20 protein-coding genes are annotated in these 25,919 nt (G+C 62.4%); 17 read left to right on the forward strand and 3 right to left on the reverse strand.

Translation table 11 applies throughout. From position 1 onward, the window contains the following. Position 1 precedes the first annotated feature (1 nt). From AC5RT3_RS10840 to AC5RT3_RS10850, 3 genes are all read left to right on the forward strand, one after another. Positions 2 to 1,537: an AMP-binding protein gene (locus tag AC5RT3_RS10840; protein WP_494124142.1), complete on the forward strand. Its 1,536-nt coding sequence runs from the start codon at positions 2 to 4 to the stop codon at positions 1,535 to 1,537. 2 nt (positions 1,538 to 1,539) lie between these two features. Next, positions 1,540 to 1,974 carry a hypothetical protein gene (locus AC5RT3_RS10845; protein ID WP_494124143.1) on the forward strand — a complete coding sequence of 145 codons (435 nt, stop codon included), beginning with the start codon at positions 1,540 to 1,542 and terminating at the stop codon, positions 1,972 to 1,974. Between the two features lie 86 nt (positions 1,975 to 2,060). After that, positions 2,061 to 2,582, forward strand: coding sequence for a gamma carbonic anhydrase family protein (locus AC5RT3_RS10850; RefSeq protein WP_494103639.1), 522 nt, complete (start codon positions 2,061 to 2,063; stop codon positions 2,580 to 2,582). 428 nt (positions 2,583 to 3,010) lie between these two features. On the opposite strand, the gene AC5RT3_RS10855 is transcribed toward AC5RT3_RS10850, so the two are convergent. Continuing rightward, positions 3,011 to 3,736, reverse strand: coding sequence for a GntR family transcriptional regulator (locus AC5RT3_RS10855; RefSeq protein ID WP_494103638.1), 726 nt, complete (start codon positions 3,734 to 3,736; stop codon positions 3,011 to 3,013). A 146-nt stretch (positions 3,737 to 3,882) separates the two neighbouring features. Between AC5RT3_RS10855 and AC5RT3_RS10860 the strand changes: the two genes are divergently transcribed. The 7 genes from AC5RT3_RS10860 (at position 3,883) to AC5RT3_RS10890 (ending at position 11,464) form a co-directional block, all read left to right on the forward strand. Continuing rightward, positions 3,883 to 5,265 (forward strand): MFS transporter, encoded by a 1,383-nt coding sequence (locus AC5RT3_RS10860; RefSeq protein ID WP_494103637.1) that lies wholly within the window; start codon positions 3,883 to 3,885, stop codon positions 5,263 to 5,265. Then, positions 5,262 to 6,287, forward strand: a complete 1,026-nt coding sequence (locus AC5RT3_RS10865; protein WP_494103636.1) for an L-idonate 5-dehydrogenase — start codon at positions 5,262 to 5,264, stop codon at positions 6,285 to 6,287. Before AC5RT3_RS10860 ends, AC5RT3_RS10865 begins: the two co-directional genes overlap by 4 nt. A 62-nt stretch (positions 6,288 to 6,349) precedes the next feature. Further along, entirely contained in the window at positions 6,350 to 7,561 is a 1,212-nt protein-coding gene (manD, locus tag AC5RT3_RS10870; protein ID WP_494103635.1) for a D-mannonate dehydratase ManD, read from the forward strand. 11 nt (positions 7,562 to 7,572) lie between these two features. After that, positions 7,573 to 8,538 (forward strand): PfkB family carbohydrate kinase, encoded by a 966-nt coding sequence (locus AC5RT3_RS10875; RefSeq protein ID WP_494103634.1) that lies wholly within the window; start codon positions 7,573 to 7,575, stop codon positions 8,536 to 8,538. 38 nt (positions 8,539 to 8,576) lie between these two features. Beyond that, positions 8,577 to 9,992, forward strand: coding sequence for a mannitol dehydrogenase family protein (locus tag AC5RT3_RS10880; RefSeq protein ID WP_494103633.1), 1,416 nt, complete (start codon positions 8,577 to 8,579; stop codon positions 9,990 to 9,992). Further along, positions 9,985 to 10,614 carry a bifunctional 4-hydroxy-2-oxoglutarate aldolase/2-dehydro-3-deoxy-phosphogluconate aldolase gene (locus AC5RT3_RS10885; protein ID WP_494103632.1) on the forward strand — a complete coding sequence of 210 codons (630 nt, stop codon included), beginning with the start codon at positions 9,985 to 9,987 and terminating at the stop codon, positions 10,612 to 10,614. The genes AC5RT3_RS10880 and AC5RT3_RS10885 overlap by 8 nt, the downstream gene beginning before the upstream one ends. Positions 10,615 to 10,933: 319 nt before the next feature. Next, complete coding sequence (locus AC5RT3_RS10890; protein ID WP_494124144.1) at positions 10,934 to 11,464, forward strand: ester cyclase; 531 nt, start codon at positions 10,934 to 10,936, stop codon at positions 11,462 to 11,464. A gap of 15 nt (positions 11,465 to 11,479) precedes the next feature. Here the strand turns inward: AC5RT3_RS10890 and AC5RT3_RS10895 are convergent, their stop codons facing one another. Beyond that, the gene (locus tag AC5RT3_RS10895; protein WP_494124145.1) at positions 11,480 to 11,950 is read right to left on the reverse strand and encodes a MarR family winged helix-turn-helix transcriptional regulator; all 471 of its coding nucleotides are present in this window, start codon (positions 11,948 to 11,950) and stop codon (positions 11,480 to 11,482) included. A gap of 186 nt (positions 11,951 to 12,136) precedes the next feature. Between AC5RT3_RS10895 and AC5RT3_RS10900 the strand changes: the two genes are divergently transcribed. Continuing rightward, on the forward strand, positions 12,137 to 13,957 hold the full coding sequence (locus AC5RT3_RS10900) for a flavin-containing monooxygenase (RefSeq protein ID WP_494124146.1): 1,821 nt from the start codon (positions 12,137 to 12,139) through the stop codon (positions 13,955 to 13,957). 185 nt (positions 13,958 to 14,142) lie between these two features. Continuing rightward, complete coding sequence (locus AC5RT3_RS10905; RefSeq protein WP_494124147.1) at positions 14,143 to 14,919, forward strand: SMP-30/gluconolactonase/LRE family protein; 777 nt, start codon at positions 14,143 to 14,145, stop codon at positions 14,917 to 14,919. 137 nt (positions 14,920 to 15,056) lie between these two features. On the opposite strand, the gene AC5RT3_RS10910 is transcribed toward AC5RT3_RS10905, so the two are convergent. Next, the gene (locus AC5RT3_RS10910) at positions 15,057 to 17,069 is read right to left on the reverse strand and encodes a hypothetical protein (protein ID WP_494124148.1); all 2,013 of its coding nucleotides are present in this window, start codon (positions 17,067 to 17,069) and stop codon (positions 15,057 to 15,059) included. Between the two features lie 190 nt (positions 17,070 to 17,259). On the opposite strand from AC5RT3_RS10910, the gene AC5RT3_RS10915 reads away from it, so the two are divergent. The 5 genes from AC5RT3_RS10915 (at position 17,260) to AC5RT3_RS10935 (ending at position 25,854) form a co-directional block, all read left to right on the forward strand. Further along, complete coding sequence (locus AC5RT3_RS10915) at positions 17,260 to 18,498, forward strand: glycoside hydrolase family 1 protein (protein ID WP_494124149.1); 1,239 nt, start codon at positions 17,260 to 17,262, stop codon at positions 18,496 to 18,498. After that, positions 18,495 to 19,532: a Gfo/Idh/MocA family protein gene (locus AC5RT3_RS10920; protein WP_494124150.1), complete on the forward strand. Its 1,038-nt coding sequence runs from the start codon at positions 18,495 to 18,497 to the stop codon at positions 19,530 to 19,532. Before AC5RT3_RS10915 ends, AC5RT3_RS10920 begins: the two co-directional genes overlap by 4 nt. Beyond that, positions 19,529 to 22,594 (forward strand): glycoside hydrolase family 2 TIM barrel-domain containing protein, encoded by a 3,066-nt coding sequence (locus tag AC5RT3_RS10925; RefSeq protein WP_494124151.1) that lies wholly within the window; start codon positions 19,529 to 19,531, stop codon positions 22,592 to 22,594. The genes AC5RT3_RS10920 and AC5RT3_RS10925 overlap by 4 nt, the downstream gene beginning before the upstream one ends. A gap of 5 nt (positions 22,595 to 22,599) precedes the next feature. Beyond that, entirely contained in the window at positions 22,600 to 24,393 is a 1,794-nt protein-coding gene (gene uidA / locus AC5RT3_RS10930) for a beta-glucuronidase (RefSeq protein WP_494124152.1), read from the forward strand. Positions 24,394 to 24,480: 87 nt separating this feature from the next. After that, positions 24,481 to 25,854 carry an MFS transporter gene (locus AC5RT3_RS10935; protein ID WP_494124153.1) on the forward strand — a complete coding sequence of 458 codons (1,374 nt, stop codon included), beginning with the start codon at positions 24,481 to 24,483 and terminating at the stop codon, positions 25,852 to 25,854. Positions 25,855 to 25,919 lie beyond the last annotated feature (65 nt).

Here is a 25,919-nt window from a genome sequence, read left to right on the forward strand (position 1 = left end):
CATGCACGCCCTTGAAGACCCCTGGATCATCTACTCCAAGAGCCTGACCGATAACGCCACTCAGCCCGCCATCGTGGCCGGAGACGACGAAATCACCTATGGGCGGCTTCACGCCGCCGCAGCCTCACTGTCCAACGCACTCGACGAGGTTGCCCGACCGCAAACCAGTGTCTCAGTGCTTCTGGGGATGCTTCCCGAATTCATCGCCGCCGACCTGGCCATCCTCCGCTCCAACCTGGTCAAGGTCCCGCTCAACCCCATGCTGTCCGCCTCGGAAATGAGCTACATCATCGAGCACTCCGAGAGCCCAATCCTGCTCACATCCTCGAAGCTGGACAGCGGCTACCTGGACAAGGTCGAATCCATCAAGAATGACCGTCCCGACCTGGTGGTTATCGACGTCGACCTGGCGGAACTTAAGACCAATGAGCCGTTGGACAGCCACCGTGTCAACGCGAAGGGAAGTGACCGCGCCGCCATTTATTACACCGGCGGAACCACCGGCCGCCCTAAAGGAGTTGTGCACTCGCGTGCGTCGGTCGCTACCAACATCATCGCCCATATCCTCGAAGCGGAAGTGACATCGCGCGATACTCTGCTGCTTTCAACCTCGTTGTCGCACTCGGCAGGGGCATTCGCAGCTGCAGGCATCGCACGAGGAGCAAAAACGGTGCTCCTGGACAAGTTCTCCCCACAGTCGTTCAGCGACACCGGTACCCGGCACGGGGCAACGTTCGCCATGGTCGTTCCCACCATGCTGTACCGGCTGATTGATTTTCATGCCAACGGCGGAGATCTCCCCAAGCTCAACACACTCGTCTACGGATCGGCACCCGTCACCCCTTCCCGGCTCAAGGAAGCGATCGATGTGTTCGGTCCGATCCTCATTCAGCTCTTTGGACAGACCGAATGCCCCAACTGGGGAACCGTTCTGACAAAAGGCGACCACGCTCTTGGGCTGCAGGACCCGACCATTCTGAGCAGCTGTGGAAAGCGCAGCCTCTTCGCTGACGCCAAGGTTATCGACGAAAACGATCACACCCTCGGCCACGGGCAAACGGGCGAGATCTGCCTCTCGGCGCCTTTCAACATGGACGAATATCTTAAAAATCCCGAGGCTACAGCGGAAACTAAAATCAACGGATGGATCCATACCGGTGACATCGGCCAGTGGGATGAACGCGGATACCTCTACATCAAGGACCGCAAGGCAGACATGATAATTACCGGCGGATACAACGTCTACTGCTCGGAAGTCGAAGCCGAAATCCAGAAAATCCCCGGCGTGGCACAAGTCGCAGTCATCGGTGTGCCCGACGAGGACTGGGGCGAAGCTGTCTGCGCCGTCGTGGTCCCGACGCCCAACAGCCAGATCACCGAAAATGACATCCTGTCCCAAGCCCGCACCCTGCTCGGGAACTACAAGCGGCCGAAGAAAGTTCAAATCATCGAAGCCATGCCCTTGACCCCGTTCGGCAAGGCCGACAAAAAAGCCCTCCGGGCCCCTTACTGGGCCGGCCGAGCACGGGCCATCTAGTAATGATCCGACATCAGGAAGTCCAAACCGCCACGGGAACGACAGCAACCCTCGTGGACTCGATCTCCTTCGTCACAGAAGAGGACACCGGGGCCGTCATCGTCTGTGCCTCACACGGCGGCGCCAGCTCCGGGGAATATGCGAGCAAGTACCGCCTGGGCCTAGTGGTATTCAACGACGCCGGAGTCGGCAAGGACGAGGCCGGAATTCAAGCGCTCACCCTGTTGGCCCAGCATGGCACCGCGTCCTGCGCAGTCAGCCATAACAGCTCACGGATCGGCGATGTCCTCGATCAATGGGAGAACGGCGTCATATCGTGCTCCAACCCCCTCGCAGAAGACACCATCCGCCCGGGAATGACGGTACAGGCAGCCGTCGACGCGTGGCTGATCAAGCACCCTGTGTCAAAGTCCGGACCCTCAACCACCTCTGCGTGATTGAGGAACGAACCAACAGGACGACGCACGATCACTGGGCCCGCGGAGGAATCCGGGTCCAAACGGCACAACGCCAGGAGCCCCTTATGAACATTTCAATGGGCGACCGCCGCCCCAAAGTCGCGGACACCGCCTGGATCGCTCCCACCGCTGTCCTCATTGGTGACGTCCATCTAGGGGACAACGTCAGCGTCTGGTACGGAGCAGTCCTACGAGCCGACGGCGCAGGCATCACTGTAGAAGCTGGCTCCAACATCCAAGACAACTGTGTCTTCCACAGCGATCCGGGGATGCCCGTGCACATCGGTACAGGTGTGAGCATCGGCCACGGAGCAATCATCCACGGAGCCACAATCGAGGATCACGTTATCGTCGGCATGGGCGCCACGGTGATGAACGGAGCACGCATAGGCGGAGACTCCCTGATCGCGGCCAACGCACTGGTCACGGAGGGAAAACAAGTTCCCTCCGGGGTTCTCTTCGCCGGAGTTCCTGGAAAAGTAGTTCGGAAGCTTTCCGAACAGGAAACTTCAGCTATACGCAACAACGCGGACAAATGCCACGAATTGGCGGACACCCATGCCTCGTCCCTCCTGGCTCAGGATTGACGCACCGACAGACTTTAGTGGATACCCCAAAGCGAATTGTCCCCGGCTGCCGGCGGCCAGGTAGCAGTTGCTATGCGTTACTGCTTTTTGAGCGGCTGCTAGAAACCCACGACGTCAGGTTGGAGTGTGGCTCTATCTGACTGGATAGCTGAGGGTTGCGTCGAGTAGGAGCTGAAGCCGGAATCCCAAGGGCATCAAATTTGCCAAGGCGTTGGGCCAAATAGCAGAGGGATCCCTGCATGCCCCTTTGGCGAAGGGTTCGGGTTTGCTGACGGCACTGTCGTTCACCTCACGAGCGTCTGCGCGAGCCGCGACTAGAGGCCAGAGGCGGTGGCCCCTCGCCCACCGCTTTTTCATTCGCCGAAAACAGGCCTCCTTTAAGCTGGCAGTCGCCAAGTACAGCGGAGATGCCTGTTTGTTCTACTTGGTCAGGACAGACGCGCCACGCTTCGGCGGCTGGGCCGGGCGAGGGTGCCGTCGGAGAAAAGTTCTGGGGTGGTTTCCTGGATCCGCTGGACGTCCTCGAAGACCCCCCGCAGGTGCAGGCGCAGCGAGCTGTCGGCGTCATCGAGGTTGTTGGTTTCCAAGGCATCCACTACTGCGGTGTGTTGTTGGATCAGAGTTGCGATGGGTCTGGTGTCCAGCAGGCTCAGGCGTCGGGCGCGGTCAAGGTGTGCCTTGGCTGAGTTGACTGCAGACCAGGCGGACTCATGCCCTGCAAGGCGCAGGAGCTCGCGGTGGAATTCCTCATCGAGACGGAAAAACTCCTCGACGTCTTTCTGTGCATCGGCTTCCGTCTGGCTTTTGAGTATCAGTCGTAACCCGGCAAGGCCTTCATTGTCCACGGCCAGGTCCCGCAGGGAGGCGCATTCGATGGCCTCCCGCACGAACTGGGCTTCCGAGACGCGGCCAAGATCCACCAGAGAAACAAAGGAGCCAATTTGGGGGAAGACCTGGATCAGGCCCTCTTCCCGAAGCAGGATCAGGCTTTCGCGGACCGGCGTGCGGCTCACGCCCAGTTCCTGGGCCAGCTCATTCTCTGAGAGCGGCTCGCCGGGGGGCAGCTGGAGGGAGATGATGCGGCGCCGGATCGTCTCCAGCGTTTTGTCCCTCACGGACAGCCGTGGAGCGGCGCCTCTTTTCTCGGTTCCCATGAACTCATTCTAAGTGGTTGACACACTAGAATGGTAGTGCTTGTATGGTAGTAGAATAGGTGCTGCCGGTCACACCGCCGATGCCGGCAAACCTTCCCCTTTTCGAATCTCCCCTTCGTTTTTCATCGCCTGCAAAGGAGCATCAGATGACTGAGAGCATCTCGCCGCCCGTAACCAAGCCGGAGGCAAAACCCACCAAGGAATTGGCCAAAGTCGCCGTATCCGGTTGGCTGGGAACTGCCATGGAGTTCATGGACTTCCAGCTGTATTCGCTGGCAGCAGCCATCGTGTTCAACAGGCTCTTCTTCCCCGACGTTAGCCCGGTCATTGGCCTGATCGCCGCAATGGCAACCTACGGCGTGGGCTACGTTGCCCGTCTTGCGGGTGCCGTCTACTTCGGCCGAATGGGCGACAGGATCGGCCGCAAGAAGGTCCTCTTCATCACGATCGCCCTGATGGGCGCTTCCACCACGCTGATCGGTGTCCTCCCCACCTACGCGATGATCGGCATCTGGGCCCCCATCCTGCTGGTGGCATTGCGCCTGGCACAGGGCTTCGGCGCCGGTGCTGAGATCGCCGGCGCAACCGTGATGCTGGCCGAATTTGCCCCGGCCCGCCGCCGCGGCCTCATCTCCTCCCTCGTGTGCCTGGGCACCAACTCCGGCACCCTCGCCGCCTCTGCCATCTGGGCAATCCTCGTCTCCACCCTCTCTGAAGAGGACCTGCTGAGCTGGGGCTGGCGCATCCCGTTCCTGTTCAGCTTCGTGCTCATGCTCTTCGCCGTCTGGGTCCGCCACCACGTCAAAGAAAGTCCCGTCTTCGAGGAGCGTGCCGACGTTGTCGACGGTGTTGCACTGTCCAAGCGCGAAATCGCCGCCGCGGAAGAGCTCGCCAAGACCAGCACCATCGAAGCCGCCCTGCACCAGCGCAAGGGCAAGGCCTTCCTGATCGCTCTCGGACTGCGCTTCGGTCAGGCAGGCAACTCCGGGCTGATCCAGACCTTCCTCATCGGTTACCTCGCCACCGTCCTCCTCGTCGACAAGAGTGTAGGCACCACTGCCATCATGTACGGCTCGCTGCTGGGCTTCCTGACCATCCCGGTCATGGGCATGCTCGGTGACCGCTTCGGCCGGCGGCCGCTCTACCTGGCGCTGAGCGCCCTCACCGCACTGTTCGCCATCCCCATGTTGATGATGGTCACCAGCGGCAACACCACACTCATCACCATCGCGATGGTTGTCGGCCTGAACCTGGGCGTACTGAGCCTGTTCGCCATGGAGAGCGTGACCATGGCCGAGTTCTTCGGTGCCCGTACCCGCTTCACCCAGCTCGCCCTGGCTAAGGAAATCGGCGGCATCCTTGCCACCGCCATCGGCCCCCTGCTGGCCGCAACACTCACCGCAATCACCGGACACTGGTGGCCCCTGGCAGCGATGCTCATCGCTTACTCGCTGATCACCCTCATCTCGGCCTTCGTGGGTCCCGAGGTCCGTGGCCGCGACATGGTCCGCTTGGAAGACGCAGTATGAAAGCCGTCGTTGTCCATGGCGCAAACGATCTACGGATCGACGAACGGCCCGAGCCTGTAGCCGGCCCCGGCGAGGTAGTGCTCGACGTCGAATGGGGAGGCATCTGCGGATCGGACCTTTCGTACTGGCGCCACGGCGCCTCGGGGACGGCGGCGCTGAAGTCACCGCTTGTCCTCGGCCACGAAGTGGCAGGACGGATCGCCCAGCTCGGCGACGGTGTAAAGAACCTCGAGGTCGGCCAGCCGGTTACCGTCCACCCCGCAGAACTGGTGGGGGACGGCATCTTGCCGGACCGCCTGGCCGGGCGCACCAACCTGTACCCGCAAATCCGCTACTTCGGATCCGCCGCCTTTGATCCGCACACTGACGGCGGCTTCAGTGAACGGAAGCTCGCCAAAGCTTCCCAGATACGGGTGCTTCCCGACGGAGTGGACACGCTCCGCGGCGCCCTGGCCGAACCGCTCGCCGTCGCAATGCATGCAGTCAGCCGTGCCGGTGACCTTACCGGCCGTGACGTCCTCGTCAACGGTGCCGGGCCCATCGGCTCCCTGGTGGTGGCAGCGGCAAAGTACGCCGGCGCCAGGACCGTCATCGCCGCTGACATCAACGACGCGGCGCTGAAGATCGCTAAAGCCATGGGCGCCGATGAGGTCCGGAACGTTTCCGGTGGTGAAAGCCTTCCCGAGGAAATGGAGCTGGTGTTCGAAGCGTCCGGCATTCCGGCAGTGCTGGGCGCTGTTCTCCGCGCCACTGCACGCGGTGGCACCCTCGTCCAGGTCGGAAACCTTCCGGGCGCGCCGGCACCGGCCGCCTTGGGCGACCTGGTCACGCGCGAGATCACCTGGATCGGTTCCTACCGCTTCGCGGACGAAATCAGTAACGCCCTTAGCGCCATGGCCGGAGGCCTGGACGTATCCCCGGTCATCACGCACAAGTTCGGGATCGAACAGGCAGCCGAAGCCATGAGGGTTTTTGGCGATCCTGCTGCCGGCAGCAGCAAAGTCATGCTCAAGCTCAGCTGAGCCACAGCTGACAGTTCCGGCCAATACAACTTCTCCACCATCAACATCCAAAGGACCAACCAGTGAAGATCACCGACGCACGGGTAGTTGTTTCGTCGCCCGGACGGAATTACGTCACCCTCGTTATCGAAACCGAGGACGGCATCACCGGCATCGGCGACGCCACGCTCAACGGCCGCGAGATGGCGGTGGCGTCGTACCTGTCCGAGCACCTGTGCCCGATGCTGATTGGCCGCGACGCGCGTCGGATTGAGGACGCGTGGCAGTACTTCTACAAGGGGGCTTACTGGCGTCGTGGCCCGGTGACCATGACGGCGATCGCCGCCATCGACGTCGCGCTCTGGGACATCAAGGGCAAGGCAGCGGGCATGCCCGTCTACGAATTGTTGGGCGGTGCGGCCCGCGAGGGTGTCATGGTCTACGGCCATGCCAGCGGCTCCACTCTGGAGGACCTTAGCGCCGACTTCCAGCACCACCTGGACCTCGGCTACAAGGCCATCCGGGTCCAGGCAGCGGTGCCTGGACTGGACAAAACCTATGGCATCGCGCCGGTGGACGGGAAGCTGTACGAGCCTGCCAGCGGCAACGTCCCGCAGGAGGACACCTGGGAGACGTCGGCGTACCTGGACTTCGCACCCAAGATGATGGCTCACGTCCGCGAGGAATTCGGCTACGGCACCCATGTCCTGCACGACGTGCACCACCGCCTCTCCCCGATCGAGGCCGGGCGGCTGGGCGCTTCACTGGAGCAGTACCGGCCGTTCTGGATCGAGGATCCCACACCGGCAGAGGACCAATCAGCGTTCCGCCTGATCCGCCAGCACACCACCACGCCCATCGCCGTCGGTGAGGTGTTCAACTCCATCTGGGACTGCCAGCAGCTGATCACCGAACGCCTCATCGATTACATCCGCACCTCCGTTTCGCACGCCGGGGGCATCACGCACCTGCGCAGGATCTTCTCCCTGGCGGATCTGTACGGTGTCCGTTCGGGCTCCCACGGTGCAGGCGATCTGTCCCCTGCGTCGTTCGCCGCAGCCCTCCACGTGGATATGAGCATCCCCAACTTCGGCATCCAGGAATACATGGGCCACCGGGAACCGGCCAACGAAGTGTTCACCACGTCCTACACGTTCAACGACGGGTACATGCACCCCGGAGACGCCCCTGGCATCGGGGTGGAGTTCAACGAGGAAGCCGCCACCCGCTTCCCCTTCGACCCCAAATACCTGCCCATCAACCGGCGGCTCGACGGATCGGTGCACGACTGGTGAACGACGCAACAATGCATAGCGCGAACCAGCCGTTCGACGTCGTCGTGATGGGGGAGATCCTCGTTGAGGTGGCCACAGACGTGGCCTTTGGGCACGGCGTGCCCGCCCAGCTCGGCATCTCCGGGGACGCCCTGAACGTCGCCGCCGCCGCAGCCGCAGCCGGCGCCCGCGTCGGGTTGCTGGCGGTACTGACCGACGACGACCTAGGCAAGGCGATCGCCGCGCGGATCGTTGAACTCGGCATTTCCCCCGACCTCCTAAAGTTCCGGCAAGGCCAGCAGGGCGTCTACCTGGTGCACAGCGATCCCGACGGGCAGCGCGAGTTCTCCTACGCCCGCAGCGGCAGCGTGGGATCCAGCCTTGGACCCGACGACGTTGACCCGGCAGTGTTTTCAGCCGCCGGCGCCGTTGTGGCAGGCGGTATCGCCTGCGCCATCTCAGACTCCTCCCGGGCCGCGGTCCTGAAGGCCGCTGCACTGGCAAAACGCTTCGTGTTCGATCCCAACTTCCGCCCCCGCCTCACGTCCGCAGAGGATGCGGCGGCAGTCCTCCTCCAGCTCGCACCGCGGACTTTCCTGGTGACGCCGTCCTTTCCGGGCGAAACATCTGCACTGCTGGGCTGCTCCACAGCGAGGGAGGCAGCAGCCAAACTCCGGAGCCTGGGCGCAGCGAACGTAGCGGTCACGTGCGGAGCCGAGGGTATCCAGCTTGAAGGCGAAGGCCAGAACAGTGCATGGATTGACTCGATCCCCGCCCCAGCCGTCGTGGACCAGACCGGGGCGGGGGACTCGTTCGTGGGCACGCTGACCGCGCGGATGGTCCTGGGAGACGCACTCCCCGTCGCTGCCCGGTACGGTGCGGCGGCAGCCTCCTTGGTCGTCGGCGGCAAGGGCGGGACGGGATACATCCCCACCTTCGAACAGACCCACGCCCATGCGGCCGGATCCCCCGAAGGAGCACTGTCATCACACGCCTAAGCGCAGCCTCCCTCGCCAGCGGCAAACACCAGCCGCGGGTGCCCACAGGCACCTTCCAGCCCGGCATTGTGCACCTGGGCCTTGGCGCTTTTGCCCGGGCCCACACCGCCGTCTTTACAGAAAACGCCATGCTCGCTACCGGCGCGTCCGACTGGGGAATTATTGGGGTGACCCAACGCTCCGATACTGTCGCACGCCAGCTAACACCCCAGGACGGGCTGTTCACCGTTGCCGAGCGTGGCAGCGGCGCCGCACCGCTCCGCGTTGTTTCCAGCATTGTGGAAGCCATCTCCGGCAGGGACAACCCGAAAACTGTCGTGGACCGGATCGCCGCACCCGCCACGCAGGTGGTGACACTGACCATCACCGAAAAGGGCTACCGGATTGATCCCCACACGGGATCACTCAACACCGCAGATGAACAGGTGCAGGCCGACCTTGCCGGCCACCCACCCCTGACGGCGATCGGACAGCTTACCCGGGGAATCCAGCAGCGGGCCCGCAACGGGGCAGGGCCGCTCACCGTCGTCTCCTGTGATAACCTCCCGGGCAACGGGGAGCTGACCGGAAACCTGGTCCGCGCCTTCGCCCGAGCCCTGCCCGAAACGGAAGCAGGGCCGCTTCTGGCATGGCTGGATGCAAACGTAGCGTTTCCCAGCACCATGGTGGACCGCATGGTCCCGGCCACCACCAGCGCCGACCTTGACGCCGTCGAACGTGAACTTGGGCTGCGCGACGAGGCTGCTGTGGTGGCTGAACCCTTTATGCAATGGGTCATTGAGGATAACTTTGCTGGGAACCGGCCGGCCTGGGAGGAAGCCGGCGCACTGTTCAGCAACGACGTCGCCGCGTGGGAAGCAGCCAAGCTGCGATTGCTCAACGCCAGCCACTCATTGCTCGCCTACCTTGGCCTTGCCGCGGGCAAGGAGACCATCAGTGATGCCGTGGGAGAGGACTCCTTCCGCACAGCATGCCGGCTGATGCTGGCCGAGGACGGCCTCCCCACCATCAGCCTGCCCGACGGCCTGGATGGTGAAACCTACTGCGCCCAGATTCTGGAACGCTTCGCGAACCCCGCCCTCGGACACACCACAGCCAAAGTCGGCAGCGACGGCTCCCAGAAAATCGGCCTGCGCCTACTGACCACAATCCGCGCAAACCTCGATGCCGGCCGGGAGCCCCGATGGGCTGCCCTGGCCGTGGCTGCATGGATGCACCATGTTGCCTCCACCGGCACAGAGGAGCTGAACGACCCCCTCGCCGCCGAGCTTCAGGACGCCCTTCCCGCCAACCGGACAGCGGACACCGTCATCCCGGCGCTCCTCGGCTGCCGCAGCGTCTTCGACGCCGGGCTCGCGGCAGACAGCACCTTCACGGGACTCCTCACGCACTGGTACCGCATCATTGATACCCAAGGCCTGGACGGCCTGAGAAACGAGATTAACCATGACTAACGCCAACAGCGTCCTGCACATATCACCCGTCATCCCGGTCGTAACCATCGATGACCCGCAACACGCCGTTCCCCTTGCCAGGGCCCTGGTCGCCGGCGGGGTCCCAATCATCGAACTCACGCTCCGCACCGAAAGTGCGCTCACGTCACTGAAGCTCATCGCCAACGAAGTGCCCGAAATCCTCGTCGGGGCAGGCACCGTACTAACGCCCGGCCAGGCGGACGCGGCGGTCACCGCCGGCGCACAGTTCCTCGTCAGCCCTGGCGTGACACCGTCCCTGCTGGATTACATGCTGACCCTCGGAATCCCTGTCCTGCCCGGCGTGGCCACCGTGGGCGAGACGATGGCGGTGCTCGAGCACGGGCTGGACACCATGAAGTTCTTCCCGGCCGGACCAGCCGGTGGCCCGGACTATCTCGCCGCCATCGGCGCTCCCATCCCGCAAGTCCAGTTCTGCCCAACCGGTGGTATCAGCCTCGCTTCCGCACCGGCCTACCTTGCACTGCCCAACGTATCCTGCGTCGGCGGCAGCTGGCTCACCCCCCGCAGCGCCATCGAAAACCAGGACTGGCAGCAGATCACCAAGCTCGCCGAGGAGGCTGCGTCCCTCCGGACGGAGTGATGCGGGATAGCGATTTTAGAAGAAAGTCAAGACATGCGGACCTCTTTGTCACGTTGAGGTGTACTTTAACTGTCCTCACCGGCGAGGCAGGTTCTTCGGATTCAGGAGTCCCGCTACGCAAGGGACCGTCGTTGCCAGAACTTTGAACGGCTGCCGCCTTACGGCTTTACGGTACAGATGTCGCCGGGAGGACCAATTTTCCGCGTCAGTCTCGGAGCATTCAGATTACTCTCAGGCTGGATGGTTAGCATCAGGCTAACCTTTGAAGGCTGCTCAGTCTTTCAATAGGGGAAAAGTCACCGATATTGAATGAGGAGCCATGACGGAACAGCCGCTTGATCAAAAGTTTCGACGTATCATCGCCGCTATTGCGGAAGGGAATTTGGATTCGCTAAACAGTCTCGTCCGGTATGACGTCATCGACCACAACCTCATTGTGGCCCAAGGGGACGGCCTTCCCGGCCTCAAGTATTGGGCGCGTACGCTACGAGAAGCCATCCCCGATCTTCAGGCAACGGTTCAGGACACGGTGATGGAGGACAGCAAAGTCGCAGCCCGCGTACGGTGGACAGGCACCCACACACACCGGCGCTTCCTTGCCCTTGCCGCCTTCGGACCTCTGGGTGGAGTTCGATTCCTTCTACATCCTGCATTTCGAGGACGGTATGGCAGCGCAATGGTGGGACGGAACAGATACCCGCGAATCCGTGAGCTTTGGCCGTTCCAAAATAAGTCTGCCCCCGCACCTTCGAACCCGTTATCCGCACGACGCGGCGTGAAAATGTCGGCTCCTAAGCCAGGCGTACTGGCATGGAACCTTCTTGACAGCCATCGAAGGCTGCCGAACTAGTTCCAAGGCGGAGAACTAGGGCGCGGATTGCGCGCCCAGGATGCGCAGTTCCCGAGACAAAGCGCTTAAGCCTGTTTCCAGCGCTCGGAGCTCGTCCAGGCTGAGCCCGTTCAAAACGTTTCCACCGAGTTCAGGACGGGCGGCCATCAGTTCACGGACGACGGAGCGGCCGAGGGCTGTGGCGTAAATCCGTCGGACTCTCTGGTCCTCGGTATCGAACGTGCGCGTGGTCAGGCCGGCGGCTACAAGGCGGTCTACGAGTTTCGACATGGACGCCATTGAGACGCCAAAGGTTTCGACGAGGCCGCCGCTGGTTGCGCCGTTCTCTGCCGTCACGATGACGGAAAGGACTTTCAGTTGCTGAATCGTCAGATCCGTAGTTAAGAGCCGCTGAAGGACCATGGGGATCGAACGGACCGCAATGGCAATAGTCAGTGCGTCAATACTCTTTTGTATCGACTCGCGGTCGTCTCCTGGGTCGGGCATGTGCCCACGATACAGCCCTAATCGCCACCACTTTCGCAATTTACTTAGCCTGAAGCTAAGCTTTATTTGTATTCGATACGGAGTCGTGTTGACGCGCAGGGGCCGCTGGGACGGTGCCCGGGGATGCGGGCACGGCCCGTTCCCGCGCTGGCTCGGCATAAGGCACTAGTGAAGCGAGGACGCCCCATGACCACCACCAAGGACAAACCGGCAACAGGTGATACACCGGACATTGAATCGGTGCGGGACAAGTACCGTGTGGAACGCGACCGCAGGGTTCGCCGGGACGGGCTGGGCCAGTACCGGAGTGCGGCTGGGCAGTTCGGGTACTACGCCAAGGACCCCTACACGGAAAAAATTGATCGCGAACCGCTTACGGACAGGGTGGAGGCGCTGGTCATCGGTGCTGGCTTTGGCGGACTGCTTACGGCTTCCCGGCTAAGGAAGGACGGGGTCGAATCGATACGGCTCATGGATGAGGCCGGTGACGTCGGTGGCACGTGGTACTGGAACCGGTACCCGGGAATCCATTGCGACATCGAATCGTATGTGTACATGCCGCTGCTGGAGGAAGTCGGGTATGTCCCGAAGTGGCGGTACGCGCCGGGCGAGGAGATCCGACAGCACGCCATGGCCATCGCTGAACGGTTCGACCTGTACCGCGATGCGGTGTTCCAGACCCGGGCGACCGGGCTGACCTGGGACGAGGAAGCGGCGGAGTGGATCGTTGAAACGGACCGGGGCGACCGGTTCCGGGCACGCTTCGTGATCACCTCATCGGGAACGCTGACGCAGCCAAAGCTTCCCGCCATCCCCGGAATCGAGACATTCCAGGGACACACTTTCCACACCAGCCGCTGGGACTACGGTTACACCGGCGGCAGCGCAGACGGCGGACTGACCGGTCTTGCGGATAAACGCGTCGCAGTTGTCGGCACCGGCGCCACCGGCATTCAAATCATCCCCCACCTGGGACGCGACGCAGAGCAACTGTTCGTCTTCCAGCGCACCCCTTCCACTATTGATGTCCGCGACAACCGCCTCACGGACCCGGACTGGGCGTCTTCACTCAAGCCCGGGTGGCAGCGGGAACGGATGGACAACTTTTTGTCGGTCCTGGCAGGGGAACCGGTGGAGGAAAGCCTTGTCAGCGACGGCTGGACGGCTACAACCCAGCTGCAAAGAAAGATTCTCTCCGGGGCGGTAGATGACAGACTGTCCCCCGAGGAACGTGAACTCGAGGACGAACTGGCCGACCTGGACACGATGAACCGTCTCCGCGCACGGATCGATGAGGTGGTTGCTGACCGGCGGACCGCTGAGCTGCTCAAACCGTGGTATCGGTATATGTGTAAGCGCCCGTGTTTCAGCGATTCCTACCTGCAGACGTTCAACCGGCCGAACGTGACCCTTGTTGACACCGCAGACTTTGGCGGCATTACTTCCATGAGCGAGGACGCGGTCATTGTCGGCGATACGGAGTACCAAGTGGACTGCGTCATCTTCGCCACCGGGTTCGACGTCGGTGTCTCCGGCGTCGTTTCCGGAACACTTCCCGTGGTTGGCCGCGGTGGGCGTTCGCTGCTTGAGGCGTGGGCGCGGGGACCCCGGACCCTTCACGGGTTTTATGCGCATGGGTTCCCCAACCTGTTTCACCTTGGCGCTCTTCAGAATGCCAACTCGGTAAACTTCGTGCACCTCCTGCAGGAGCAGGCCGAGCACATCGCTGCGGTCATCTCCCGGGGACGGGCTACAGGATCCTGCGTCATCGAACCCACTGAGGCCTCTGAGGAGGCCTGGGTGCGGACCGTAAGAGAGACAGCATCCGACACCGCCAAGTTCCAGGCCGAATGCACACCCGGATACTACAACGGTGAAGGAACCCGAACGATCACCGGCGCGTCCTTCAGCCCAGGCCCGGTTGTCTTCCACCGCCTGCTGCGCGAGTGGCGCGAAGGCGACATGAGCGATGTACTCGAACCCGCACGGGTTGGGGCATCGCGGTGAGCTCAACAGCCCCGAGGTCACCCAAGCCCAGGGAGATAGCGGCGTCGCTCATACTTGTCCTCGCCCTGGTGGGATGCACCCCAGCAGGGCCTCCAGTTCCGGCCGCCGCTGCCCCAACCCGCACCTCCGCGGAGCAAAGGGCAAAAGAATTCGTTCAGGTCACTTCAGTCCACCAGGCCACGGGAATGACACTGCTCGAAGGCCCCACCTTCGGGCCGGACGGGCACCTGTACGTTGTCGATGTCACGGCACCTCCTGGCGCCCCCAAAGTCTTGCGCGTTGACGTCGGAACAGGAGAAACCAGCACTGTCTACACCGACCAAACGAGTGCGTTTACCTCCGCTCAGTTCAGTCCGCATGACGGACGCCTGTACCTGACAGATTTCAGGGGCGGAACAGTCCAAAGCATCACCGCCGACGGCAGCGATCCACAAGTTCTTTTCTCGGGCCCTGTCGAGGGGACGCCGATGAACCCGGACGACATCGCCTTCGACGAGGAGGGAAACCTGTACATCACGGACTCAATCGGAGCACGGGATCCCTACTGGAAGCCCCAGGGCCGCCTGGTCCGCATTGAGAGGAACAGCCGCGAGGCTACCGTTTTGGCCCGGGAGTTGCCCGCCCCGAACGGCATCGCCTTCACACCGGGGTTCGACGGACTCTTGGTCAGCCACAATACCGCCAACCGCATTGACTACGTCATTCTCGATGAGAACGGAACCAGCGTCCTCTCAGCCCACCCCGCAATTTACGTCAACGGCGGCTCCAGCCAGATTGACTCAGCCGCAGTTGACGCTGACGGCAACCTTTACATTGGCCTGCACAACCGAGCAGCCATTCTTGTGTACAACCCACAGGGGGAACAAGTCTCCACGATCTCTATCCCCACGGACGGGACGGTGAAGGCCTGTCATCGGCGACGAACATTGCCATCAAACCCGGCACAAGAAGTGCGTATGTGACGGCAAGCGGGGAGGCGAGAGGACGGATTTTCACCTTCGAGGCCCTGGCAGACGGCATCCAACAATCGAATGGGGGATAGCCACGGCCAGAAGCGCCCACCGCGCCACTCCCGGCGACGCCTCAGGTTTCGGGGTAGTCAGCTGACGACGATGCGTGCGCGTGCCAGATTTTCGATCCTTGCCCAGGGGGAGCTCGGGTCACCTTCTCCCTGGGCAGTCACCCGGGCGGTGATGAAGTAGGTGCCAGGCGTGGTGAAACGGGCCGTTTGAGTCAGGTCAACCCGGGTCTCCGGCTGGATCCTTTCTGTTGTGTCGTAGACGCCGTCGCCGTCGAGGTCCCATTCGACTGCGACGATCTCCCCCGAGTGGGGAGGCGTGTCTGCTGTTAGTCTCAGCAGAACAGCTGTCCCCGGGGAAACCTCGGCACGGGAGCGCGAGTTCGCAGTTAGCTTCGCGACCGGCTGCACACCGCCTCTTTCGGCAGCAGTAAGCGGCACGGTGACTTGTCCGTCCACAACTTCATAGGACGTATCTGCTGCGGGGGCTTCATCCTTTTCAACCCATGCTGCCAGCTGCCGCAAAGCTTCCTGCAGGACACCAATGTAGGGGATGGAGCGGGTGGGGTGTTCTTCCTCAGTTCCGCTGTCCCCGTGGAGGCCATGGTCCACGTACCACAGGCGGAAACGGTCATCGAACTGCTCGCCCAGGTGTTCTCGAACCTTGCTTGCATACCAGTCGGCCTGCCAGGGAAACGCCTCCCGGTCCAGCAAGCAGGCGACGACAATCATTTTGCCTTCGTACTTCCCCGTTTGGACCGTTCCTGAAGCACCCTTGGCCAGCATCGGTCCGAGGAGGAACGGTCGCTGTGGATAGCTGGGCGAGCCGTCCGGGTTGCGGTACTGGTCCCACACGGGGTACTCCGGGCCCGGTACTTGGTGCCGGTGGTAAGTCTGTGCGGCAAGAATGTTGCTGTTGTCGATCTCGACGGTGTCGCCTGGCTTGAGGGCATCCAGTGACGATCCTGCCTCTGGGTTGCCGATCGTGGCAAGATCGGCTTCGACGCGGTCGAGGAAAATACGAGTGCCTTCTGCCGGGCCGGAAGTGACCACCAGTTCAGCATTTTGGGTGTTGATAGGTGCGTTGGAGGACAGGCGAACAGCAGTGACCTGCCCGTGCGCCGTTTGCGGACCTCGGAACGCCTGGTCCACGCCGCCCCGCGGCCCATGACGCCTGCCGACAGATGCTCCCCGGATAAGTCCAGCGACTTCAGTAGTCCACTGCAATCTGTCACGGTGGACAGAGGCCTCCGGATCGGCGCCCAGGTAGCCCGGTGTCGTCCAGAACTTGGTGAAGTACTCGGGATCGATGGTTAGTAGCCCGGCAAATAGGGCCCCGAAGGCGTGGGTACCCATGGTGCGGTGGCCGAACCACGATCGCGGGGGGAAGCCCATCTTGGTGACTTCCGTAAGTGCGTCCTGTTCCTCACGAGTCAGTTCCAGCGCCGGCTCGCCGCTTGCGCCCACATCATAGGCGTCGTCAATGACGTCTAATTTCTGACGAAGGACGCGTTGGGCATGCATGCGGACGGTGAAGACGTTGGGCAAGGCCATGGGGCTTCCGATGACGTAGGGAACGAAACCGTCCCATACTCCGGTAGTGTTTTCCGCTCCGCCGATGGTGCGGAAGCCTCCGCCGCTGCCGCCGTAGGCATAACCGAACGGCCGGTGTCTCCCATAGATTTCGGCGGCCAGGATGCGGGAGTAGTCTGCCGCTGCGGCGTTGGCGCGATAGGCGGAGATGCTTGGGTCGTGGTCCTGTTCAGGACGTGAAGAGTCTTGACCGCCCCCATTGGTCTCAACGAAGTAGGCGCCGCTGGAGAAAGCAAAACTGATCTTGTCTTCGCGCCCAACCGCTGTCTGGGCCAGGTTCTCGCTGTCGGGAACGGGCGTGATGTGTTGGAAAAAGCGACCGTCGTAGTCATGTGCTGGTGGGAAGTAGATCGAGAAGCGTGTGCCAGTCCCTTCGAAGCCACCATGGACGTATCTGTGCCGTACTGGCAGCTCACGCTCCTCGTTGATGTCCACGTACGGGGCTTCAAATCCGGGATGGGCCAACAAATGGCCAGATTGGGTTTGCTCCATTGCGGTCAATCCTCCGTGGTGTCGGGTTCCTGGGATGGGGGCCGAACCGACAATTTGGTACCAGGTTTTCCCCTTGCGCTGCGTGATCAGGGACGGCCCCTTGAAATTAGTGACGCGTTTCTAGATTCATGTTAGCATTCTTCAAGTGGCAATCGGTTTCCAAGTCTGGAACCCCAATTCCGACAGATCGGTACGTACAATGACGAACTTTCCGAACGGCTTCCTTTGGGGAGCATCCACCGCCCCTCACCAGATTGAGGGAAACAACGTCAACAGTGACTTCTGGGCGCGGGAGCAGCTTCGGGCTGGCATGGAGCGCAGTGGTGATGCTGTTGACAGCTACCACCGGTACGCCGAAGACATGCAACTGCTGGCTGACGCAGGCCTTAACGCTTACCGTTTCGGGATTGAGTGGGCGCGCATCGAGCCTTCGCCAGGCCACTTCAGTGCTGCCGAGCTCGCTCACTACCGCCGCATGATCGACACGGCGCTGGGGCTTGGCCTGAAGCCGGTTATTACGCTGCATCACTTCACGAATCCCCGATGGTTTGCCGAGGAGGGCGGGTGGATGGGCCCCCGGGCGGTGGAGCGTTTTGCCGCCTATGCGGAGGTGGTGGCAGGCATCCTTGACGGTGTTGAGTGGATTTGTACCATGAACGAACCCAACATGCTCGCGTTGATGACGACGATGAGCCGGGCAGCGGAACAGCAGAAGGACAAACAGTGGCAAAGCCCAACCGTTGACGGTGATGCCCGCCCGGTCCTGCCTGACCCGGACCCGGAGGTTGGTTACCGGCTTGTCGAAGCCCATCACGCCGTCCGGGACCTGCTGCGTGAGCGGACCGGCGCCGCGGTGGGGTGGACCGTGGCGAACCAGGCACTGGTGGCCTTGCCTGGCGGGGAAGACATGCTGCGCAGGAAGCAGTACGTCCGGGAGGACCTTTACCTTGAAGGTGCCCGTGGCGATGATTTCATCGGCGTCCAGTCCTACAGCAGCCAGAACGTCACCGCCGACGGCATAGTGCCCCACCCGCCGCATCCTGACAACACGATCGTTGGGAACGCCTACCGGCCCGACGCGCTTGGCATTGCCGTGCGCCACACTTGGGAAGTCACCGGCGGCGTGCCGATCCTCGTCACCGAAAACGGTATCGCAACGGCTGATGACGAGCGGCGCATCGCGTACACGGAAACGGCATTGCAGCACCTGTCCGCGGCGATGGACGACGGGGTGGACGTCCGGGGCTACCTGCACTGGAGTGCCCTGGACAACTATGAGTGGGGCCACTGGGAACCAACTTTCGGGCTGATTGCCGTGGACCGGACAACCTTCGAGCGGCACCCCAAACCGAGCCTGGCATGGCTTGGGAACGTCGCCAAGAGCGGGTCTGTTTCCTCGCAGGACCAGCAGGTCAGCACTGGAACGAGGGCGTCATGACGGCTCTCCAGAACCCCGATACCGTGCAGGCAACACTGGGCTGGGGGATTGTGGGCACAGGGCGGATCTCAACCAGCGTGGTTGCGGACCTGGCTCAATGTGACGGCGCGAAGATCCTGTCCGTGCACAGCCGGGACGCGTCCAAGGCTGCTGCCTTCGCGGAGCAGTTCGGTGCCTTACGCTCCACGGACAGCTATGAGGAGCTGTTGGGCGACGCCGGGATTGATGTTGTGTACATCGCCACGCCCTTCGCCACTCATCATGAGATGACACGTCAGGCGCTGTTTGCAGGCAAACACGTCCTGGTCGAGAAACCGATGGCAATAACCGCTAACGAGGTGGAGGACCTGTTCCAGCTCGCGGCGGAACGGAACCTCTTCCTCATGGAGGGCATGTGGATGAAGTTCAACCCCGCCTTCAATCGGCTCCAGGAAGAAATTGCAGCGGGCAGCATCGGTGAGCCCCGCAGCCTGCGGGCAATGTTCGGCATGCCGTTTCCACAGGACGGCGGCAGCCGCTGGGACGTCAAACGCAGCGGGAGCACCCTGCTGGACCAGGGAATATACCCTGTGACGCTGGCCCATGTGGTCTTCGGTGCGCCGGAATCAGTCCACGCCGCGGGCACGGTCCGCAGCGATGGCCTGGACCTCGCCGGGCACTTCACCCTCGAGTACAGCGACGGGCGCTTCGCCCAGTGCGCCGCCTCCGCCCTGGAGTTCGCAGACCTCGCCGGCTCGGTCAGCGGAACCAAAGGATGGGTGGTCCTCCCCGGCCCGTTTTGGGCAACCACGGCATTGAGGATGCACGCCGGATCCTGGCAGAACATAATCCACGCGCCTGAGGCTATCGACCTTGACCGTGAAGGCAATGGCTATATCCCCATGCTGCGGGGGGTCAGCGACGCTATCGCCGCGGGACTAACCGAGCATCCGGTACACACGGCCGCGGACACCATCGCCGTGTTCCTCACACTGGATAAAATCCGCGCCGCCATTGGAGCAGGCACACCAACCGTGGAGAAAAACAAGCAATGACCGGCACCGGCTTCACAGCAACTCCTGCTGATTTCTCGGGGCTGCATCCGATGGGACGGCTGCCGATGAGCTCGCTTCGACGTCCCGCCGATGTTGACCTCAATGGAACATGGGACTTCCAGTTGCTGGAGCGGCCGGACGCCCCGGTCGGCGACACGTGGGGAACGACGACGGTGCCCGGCCTTTGGACGATGTCCGAGCCCAGTGACCCGCCGCACTACACCAACGTGCCCATGCCCTTCGATGAGATCCCTCCGGAGCTTCCCAAGCGCAACCCCACCGGCCTCTACCGACGGACCTTCGAACTGTCCCCGGAGCCCGGACGCCGGGCGGTCCTGCACGTCGGTGCAGCGGAGTCAGCCCTTCGCGTGCTGGTTAACGGCGTCCCCGTGGGACTGAGCACGGACTCCCACCTCGCGGCCGAATTCGATATCTCGGAACACGTCACCCACGGCATAAATGAGCTTGTGCTCGTGGTCACCAAGTTTTCGGCCGAGAGCTACCTCGAGGACCAGGACCACTGGTGGCAGGCGGGCATCACCCGGCCGGTCTTTGTCTACACGGTGCCGGATGTGCGCATCACCGATGTTGTGGCGGTCGCTGACTACGACGCAGACTCCGGCAAAGGGTCGCTGACGGTTGATGTCGAGACCGCGGGACTGGCCCACCTGACAAAGGTCGACTGGTCTGTGCAGATAACAGTCCTGGGCCGGGAGGAGACCCTGCCCATCGCCCCGCGGCGGGCGACAATGACCCTCCCCAAGCCCACCGATGAACGAAGCAGCAAACCAAGTCCCCGGTTCCCGTCCGACTTCATGGACCTGCTGAGCATCCGGGCCGCCGGCGCGGAAGTGCCCGAACGGTTCGCCGCGATCGCGGGGAACTTCGCCCAAACAGTCACCCACGAGACGGCCGCCGGAAAGGCGCGCTTCGAACGGAAGGGGCTGGACGTTGCACCCTGGACGGCTGAAACGCCCCACCTGGAAAATCTCGTCGTCCGCCTCCTTGATGCAGAGGGCAAGATTGCCGATGAGGTAAGCCTCCGTATCGGCTTCCGCCGGGTCGAAATCCGGGGCCGCGATCTTCTCGTCAACGGCCAGCGCATCCTCATCCAAGGGGTAGCCCGCCACGACGTCGACCCCGGCACAGGGCGGGTGATGACACGGGAGTCCCTCCTGACGGAACTTTCGCTGATGAAACGCAACAACATCAACGCCGTGCGGACAGCGCACTACCCGAACGATCCGGTCTTCCTGGACCTGTGCGATGAAATCGGCTTCTACGTCGTAGACGAGGCAGACATCGAAGGGCACGCCTTCGCCGGTGGGATCGCCGACGATCCGTCGTTCCTCCCAAGCTTTATGCGCCGCTACTCACGGATGGTGCTGCGCGACCGCAACCACCCCAGCGTCATCATCTGGTCCTTGGGAAACGAGACAGGGTACGGCGCGGCGCACGACGCCATGGCTGCCTGGTCCCGCAAAACCGACCCCACCCGGCCCGTGCACTATGAAGGCGCCATAGCCAACGATTGGCATGGAGGCCACGCCGCAACTGACATTGTCTGCCCGATGTACGGCTCATTCCCGGCCCTGGAGGCATACGCCAAGGACGCCCGGGCGGACCGCCCACTGATTCTGTGCGAGTACGCTTTCTCCCTGGGCAACTCCATGGGCGGGCTGGACGAGTACTGGCGGCTCTTTGAATCACTGCCGGGGCTGCAGGGCGGTTTCATCTGGGGATGGCGTGACCACTCATTGGACCCCGACGGCGACGGCCACTACCGCTACGGCGGTGACTTTGGGGACGAGCCCAACAGCGGCGCGATCCTCAACTACGGCATCGTCTTTCCTGATCTCACACCGAAGCCGGCTCTCTTCGAAGCGCGCGGCATCTTCGCCCCGGTACGGATCATCTCAGACGCTGCAACGGCCCGGGATGGGCAGCTGCAGATCCTCAACCGCCAGGCGTTCGGGGACCTCCGTGAGCTAAGGGGCGAGGTGCGGATCGAAACGGCGGACGGCCCCGTCGCCCTAACCGCCGTCGACCTCCCCGACGCCGCTCCCGGTGCGGCCGCCGCACTGGAACTTCCGCCCCCCGTGCGCGCAGCAGCGCGAAAGCCCGGTGCGCTGGCGGTGACGCTGACACTGCGGACGCGGGAGCGCACACTATGGGCGCCGGCCGGCACCGAAATAGCGGCACTCCAAGTAAACCTGGAAGCCGAACATCACCAGCTCGCGTCCGTCGACCCGATCGAGCTTGAGCTCGACGACGACGGGTCACTTTCACATCCGCTGCTGACCCGCGCCCCCGAGCTGTGCCTCTGGCGCCCGCTCACGGATAACGACCGATCCTTTGCCCTCGATAACCGCTTCGTACGTTCCGGTTTCTTCCGCCTGAACCTCGTTGATACAGAGGTAAAGCACCAAGAAGCGGGTGCCGTGGTAACCCGGACCTATCGCACTGCCTTTGGCGATGACGTGGTCACCCACCGCCGCAGCATCACGGCAGCCGCCACGGGCGACTGGATCATTGATGAGCACGTCATCCTGCCGGAATCCACCCGGGACGGTCTACGCGTCGGCATCGAGTTCGAACTTATCGACGGCTTCGAGGACGCACACTGGGTGGGGCTCGGGCCGTGGGAAAACTACCCGGACCGCGCACAGTCTGCGCTTCTGGGAACCTGGGAAAGCAGCATCGATGACTTGGCTGTGCCCTACATCGTCCCGCAGTCCAACGGCACACGCGGGGGAGTGCGCGAACTCCAGCTCAAGGGTCCGGCAGGCACCGTAAAGACGGAGCACACCAGTGCCTTGCACATGACCGTATCCCGTTATTCGACCGAAGAACTCGAGTCAACAACCCATTACTGGCAGCTGCCCCGCTCTGGGAAGACCATCGTCAACCTCGATATAGCTCACCGGGGCGTAGGGACTGTGTTCCTCGGACCCGACACCCTGCCCAAGCACCGCCTCGACGGCCACGATTACGCCTGGCAATGGCGGCTCACACTCGACAACCCGGCCCCCGGAACAACCACCAAGAATTCAAAGGAATAACCCTCATGCTTAAACCGCAAATGTCGCCCACCCGTGAACTCGTTTCCCTTGACGGGCTCTGGGCGTTCGACATCGAACGCGAGTCCCGACCAAAGACCTGGACCGGCACCCTTGACAGCGGACTTGAAGCCGCAGTCCCTGCCAGCTACAACGATCTCTTCGTTGACTCCACCATCCGCGACCACGTCGGCTGGGCCTGGTACCAGCGCAAAGTGTGCGTCCCCCGCGGATGGACTTCAGACCGGATCTTCCTGCGAGTCGACGCCGCAACCCATGAAGGCCGTGTTTACGTCAACGACTCTTTCGTGGGACAGCACATTGGGGGTTACACGCCGTTCGAGATGGACATCACGGACCTGGTCGCTCCGGGGGAAGAGTTCCGGCTGACAATCGGCGTAAATAATGAACTGACAAACATCACCATCCCCCCTGGATCCATCACGGTAGCCCAGGATGGCCGGCGGCAGCAGAAATACCTGCACGACTTCTACAACTACGCCGGGCTTTCCCGCTCCGTTTGGCTCTACAGCGCGCCCCGGCAACGGATTGAGGACATCACCGTTGTCACCGGGATTGAGGGCACCACCGGCGTCGTGACGTACGACGTCCAAGCATCCGCCTCTTCGACAGTGCGGGTCCGCGCGCTGGATGCCTCCGGTACCCAGGTTGCCGAAGCTGAAGGAGCAGCCGGAACCTTGCGCATCGAGGCCGCAAACCTCTGGAAGCCCGGGGCCGCCTACCTGTACAACCTGGTCGCAGAGATCGTCGACAATGGGGAACTCATCGACAGCTACACACAAACCTTTGGCGTACGGACGGTCGAAGTGCGGGGAACCGAATTCCTTATAAACGGCGAGCCGTTCTACTTCACGGGCTTTGGCAAGCATGAGGACTCACCGGTGCGGGGCAAGGGCCATGATGACGCTTACCTGGTGCATGACTTCCAACTGCTGGAGTGGGTGGGCGCCAACTCGTTCCGGACCTCCCATTACCCCTATGCCGAGGAGGTCATGGACTTTGCGGACCGTCACGGCATCGTCGTCATCGATGAAACCGCCGCAGTTGGGCTCAACCTCGCCGTGCAGGGAGGTCTTGCCGGTGGAGCAACAACGCCTACGTTCTCCCCCGAAACCTTCAACGACGACACCCAGGCTGCCCATGCCCAGGCGATCCGCGAGTTGATCGCCCGGGACAAGAACCACCCGAGCGTCGTCATGTGGTGCATCGCAAATGAGCCATCGTCCAACGAAGAGGGCGCCAGAGAGTACTTCGCACCGCTCGTGGAACTGACCCGGACACTTGATCCAACCCGCCCGGTCACCTACGCAGTTGTCATGTTCGCCACATTCAAGAATGACAAGATCGCAGACCTCTTCGATGTCATGTGCCTCAACCGCTACTACGGCTGGTATGTAGCCACCGGAGACCTGGCAACAGCCGAAACTTACCTCAAGGGCGAACTGCAGGGATGGGTTGACAAGTTTGGAAAGCCCATCATGATGGCGGAGTACGGCGCGGATACCCTGCCGGGCCTCCACTCTGTCTGGGACATGCCGTGGACGGAGGAGTACCAGGCCGACTATCTGGACATGAACCACCGGGTCTTCGACAGCATCCCGTCCTTTGTGGGGGAGCAGGTCTGGAACTTTGCTGACTTCCAAACGTCCAACGGCATCCACCGCGTCGATGGCAACAGGAAGGGCGTCTTCACCCGGGACCGTAAGCCCAAGTCGGCAGCCCATGCACTCCGAACCCGCTGGCGAGGCCTCGAAAACCAAAAGCCCGGAACCAGCAACTAGAGGATATACGAGCCGAAACACATTACAGCGTGGACGTCCTGCCTGGTCGTGCGGCGGAGCTCCCGGATACGAGAGGTGGTGAGCTCAGTGGCACCTGAGGAGGAAGCGGCGGGGCGTTCCGAGCTGTTCGAGGCAGAAATCGGGCGCATTCCAAAGTCAAACGTAGCGTTGCCGTCGCCCCCCGCTACTGATTCCCCCCCACCTGACACTGCCGGGAATCCGCAGCAGCCTGTCAGCCGGGCAACGGTCGCCCTACTCGTCCTGGCCACCTTCGGCGGGGGCATGGCGATGATCGTGCCGATGGCCTTTTCCCTGGCCCTCAGGCTCAACCAGCTGGCCCCTGGGCGGGAGGAGTTTCTGGGGTACATGCTCGGCATTGGTTCGCTGTGCTCCCTGATCGCTGCACCGCTCACAGGCATCCTCAGTGACAGAATGCGGTCCCGATGGGGCAGGCGACGGCCGTTTACCGTGATCGGTACAGTACTTGGGCTGGCCGCGATACCGCTCATGGCGTTCGCTCCGAACGTTGTCGTACTTGGTGCCGGTTGGGTCCTGTCCACAGTCGGATGGGGTACAGCTGTGGGGTCCATAGGCAATTACCAGGCTGACAACCTGCCTGGGGTCCAGCGGGGCAAGGTGTCCGGCCTGACGGGCCTAACGATGCAGATTTCCCCGGTGATCGGAATCATCCTCGTCGGACGGGTTACTGCTGACGCATTATGGGTGTTCCTGCTCCCGGCTGCCATCGGAACACTTCTGGTTGGCGCCTTCGTCATCCTTGCTCCGGAAAAGGACACCCGCGGCGCCGCCTCAGCCGGCCCACTTTCAATTGGAAGCGTGTTCAGAAGTTTCGTATTCAACCCCAAGGAGCATCCGGCGTTTGCCTGGACATGGGCGGGGCGTTTCGTGTTCTTCCTCGGACTGACCTTCACCACCAGCTACGCAACTTTCTTCTACGCCCAACGGCTGGGCATCAGCGTCGCGGAGGTCACGACTGTCATCGCGGTGATCTCAGCTGCAAGCATCGTCAGCTCCACCGCCGGTGCATTAGGCGGCGGGTGGTTCTCCGACCGCGCCAACCGCCGCCAACCCTTTATTCTGGTGGCTGCCGTAATTTACGCGGCAGGCACGGTGGTGTCGGCCTTCTCGCACGACTTCATCACCCTTATGGCAGGATCCTTGATCTCATCCCTGGGCATTGCAGTCTTCATCTCGGTAGGACAGGCACTCGTCCTTGATGTCCTCCCACACCGGGAAACACAAGCAGGAAAGTTCATGGCGATAACGAGCTTCTCACAGAAGATTCCAGCCGCGCTGGCCCCCGGGCTGGCCCCCGTCCTCCTCTCCATCGGGGCGACCGGGACCGATAAGAATTACACGGTACTGTTCCTGGCCGCCGGTGCCCTTGCCCTTGTCGGCGGACTGATAACAGTGCTCGGCGTCCGCGAAACTAATAGCTGACAGCACGGGACCCACCAACTCACCGGCTGCCGTTCATGCCGGCGCCCCGACTCCTTTAAGCCAGG

This window comes from Arthrobacter sp. Y3221159 (assembly GCF_059089885.1).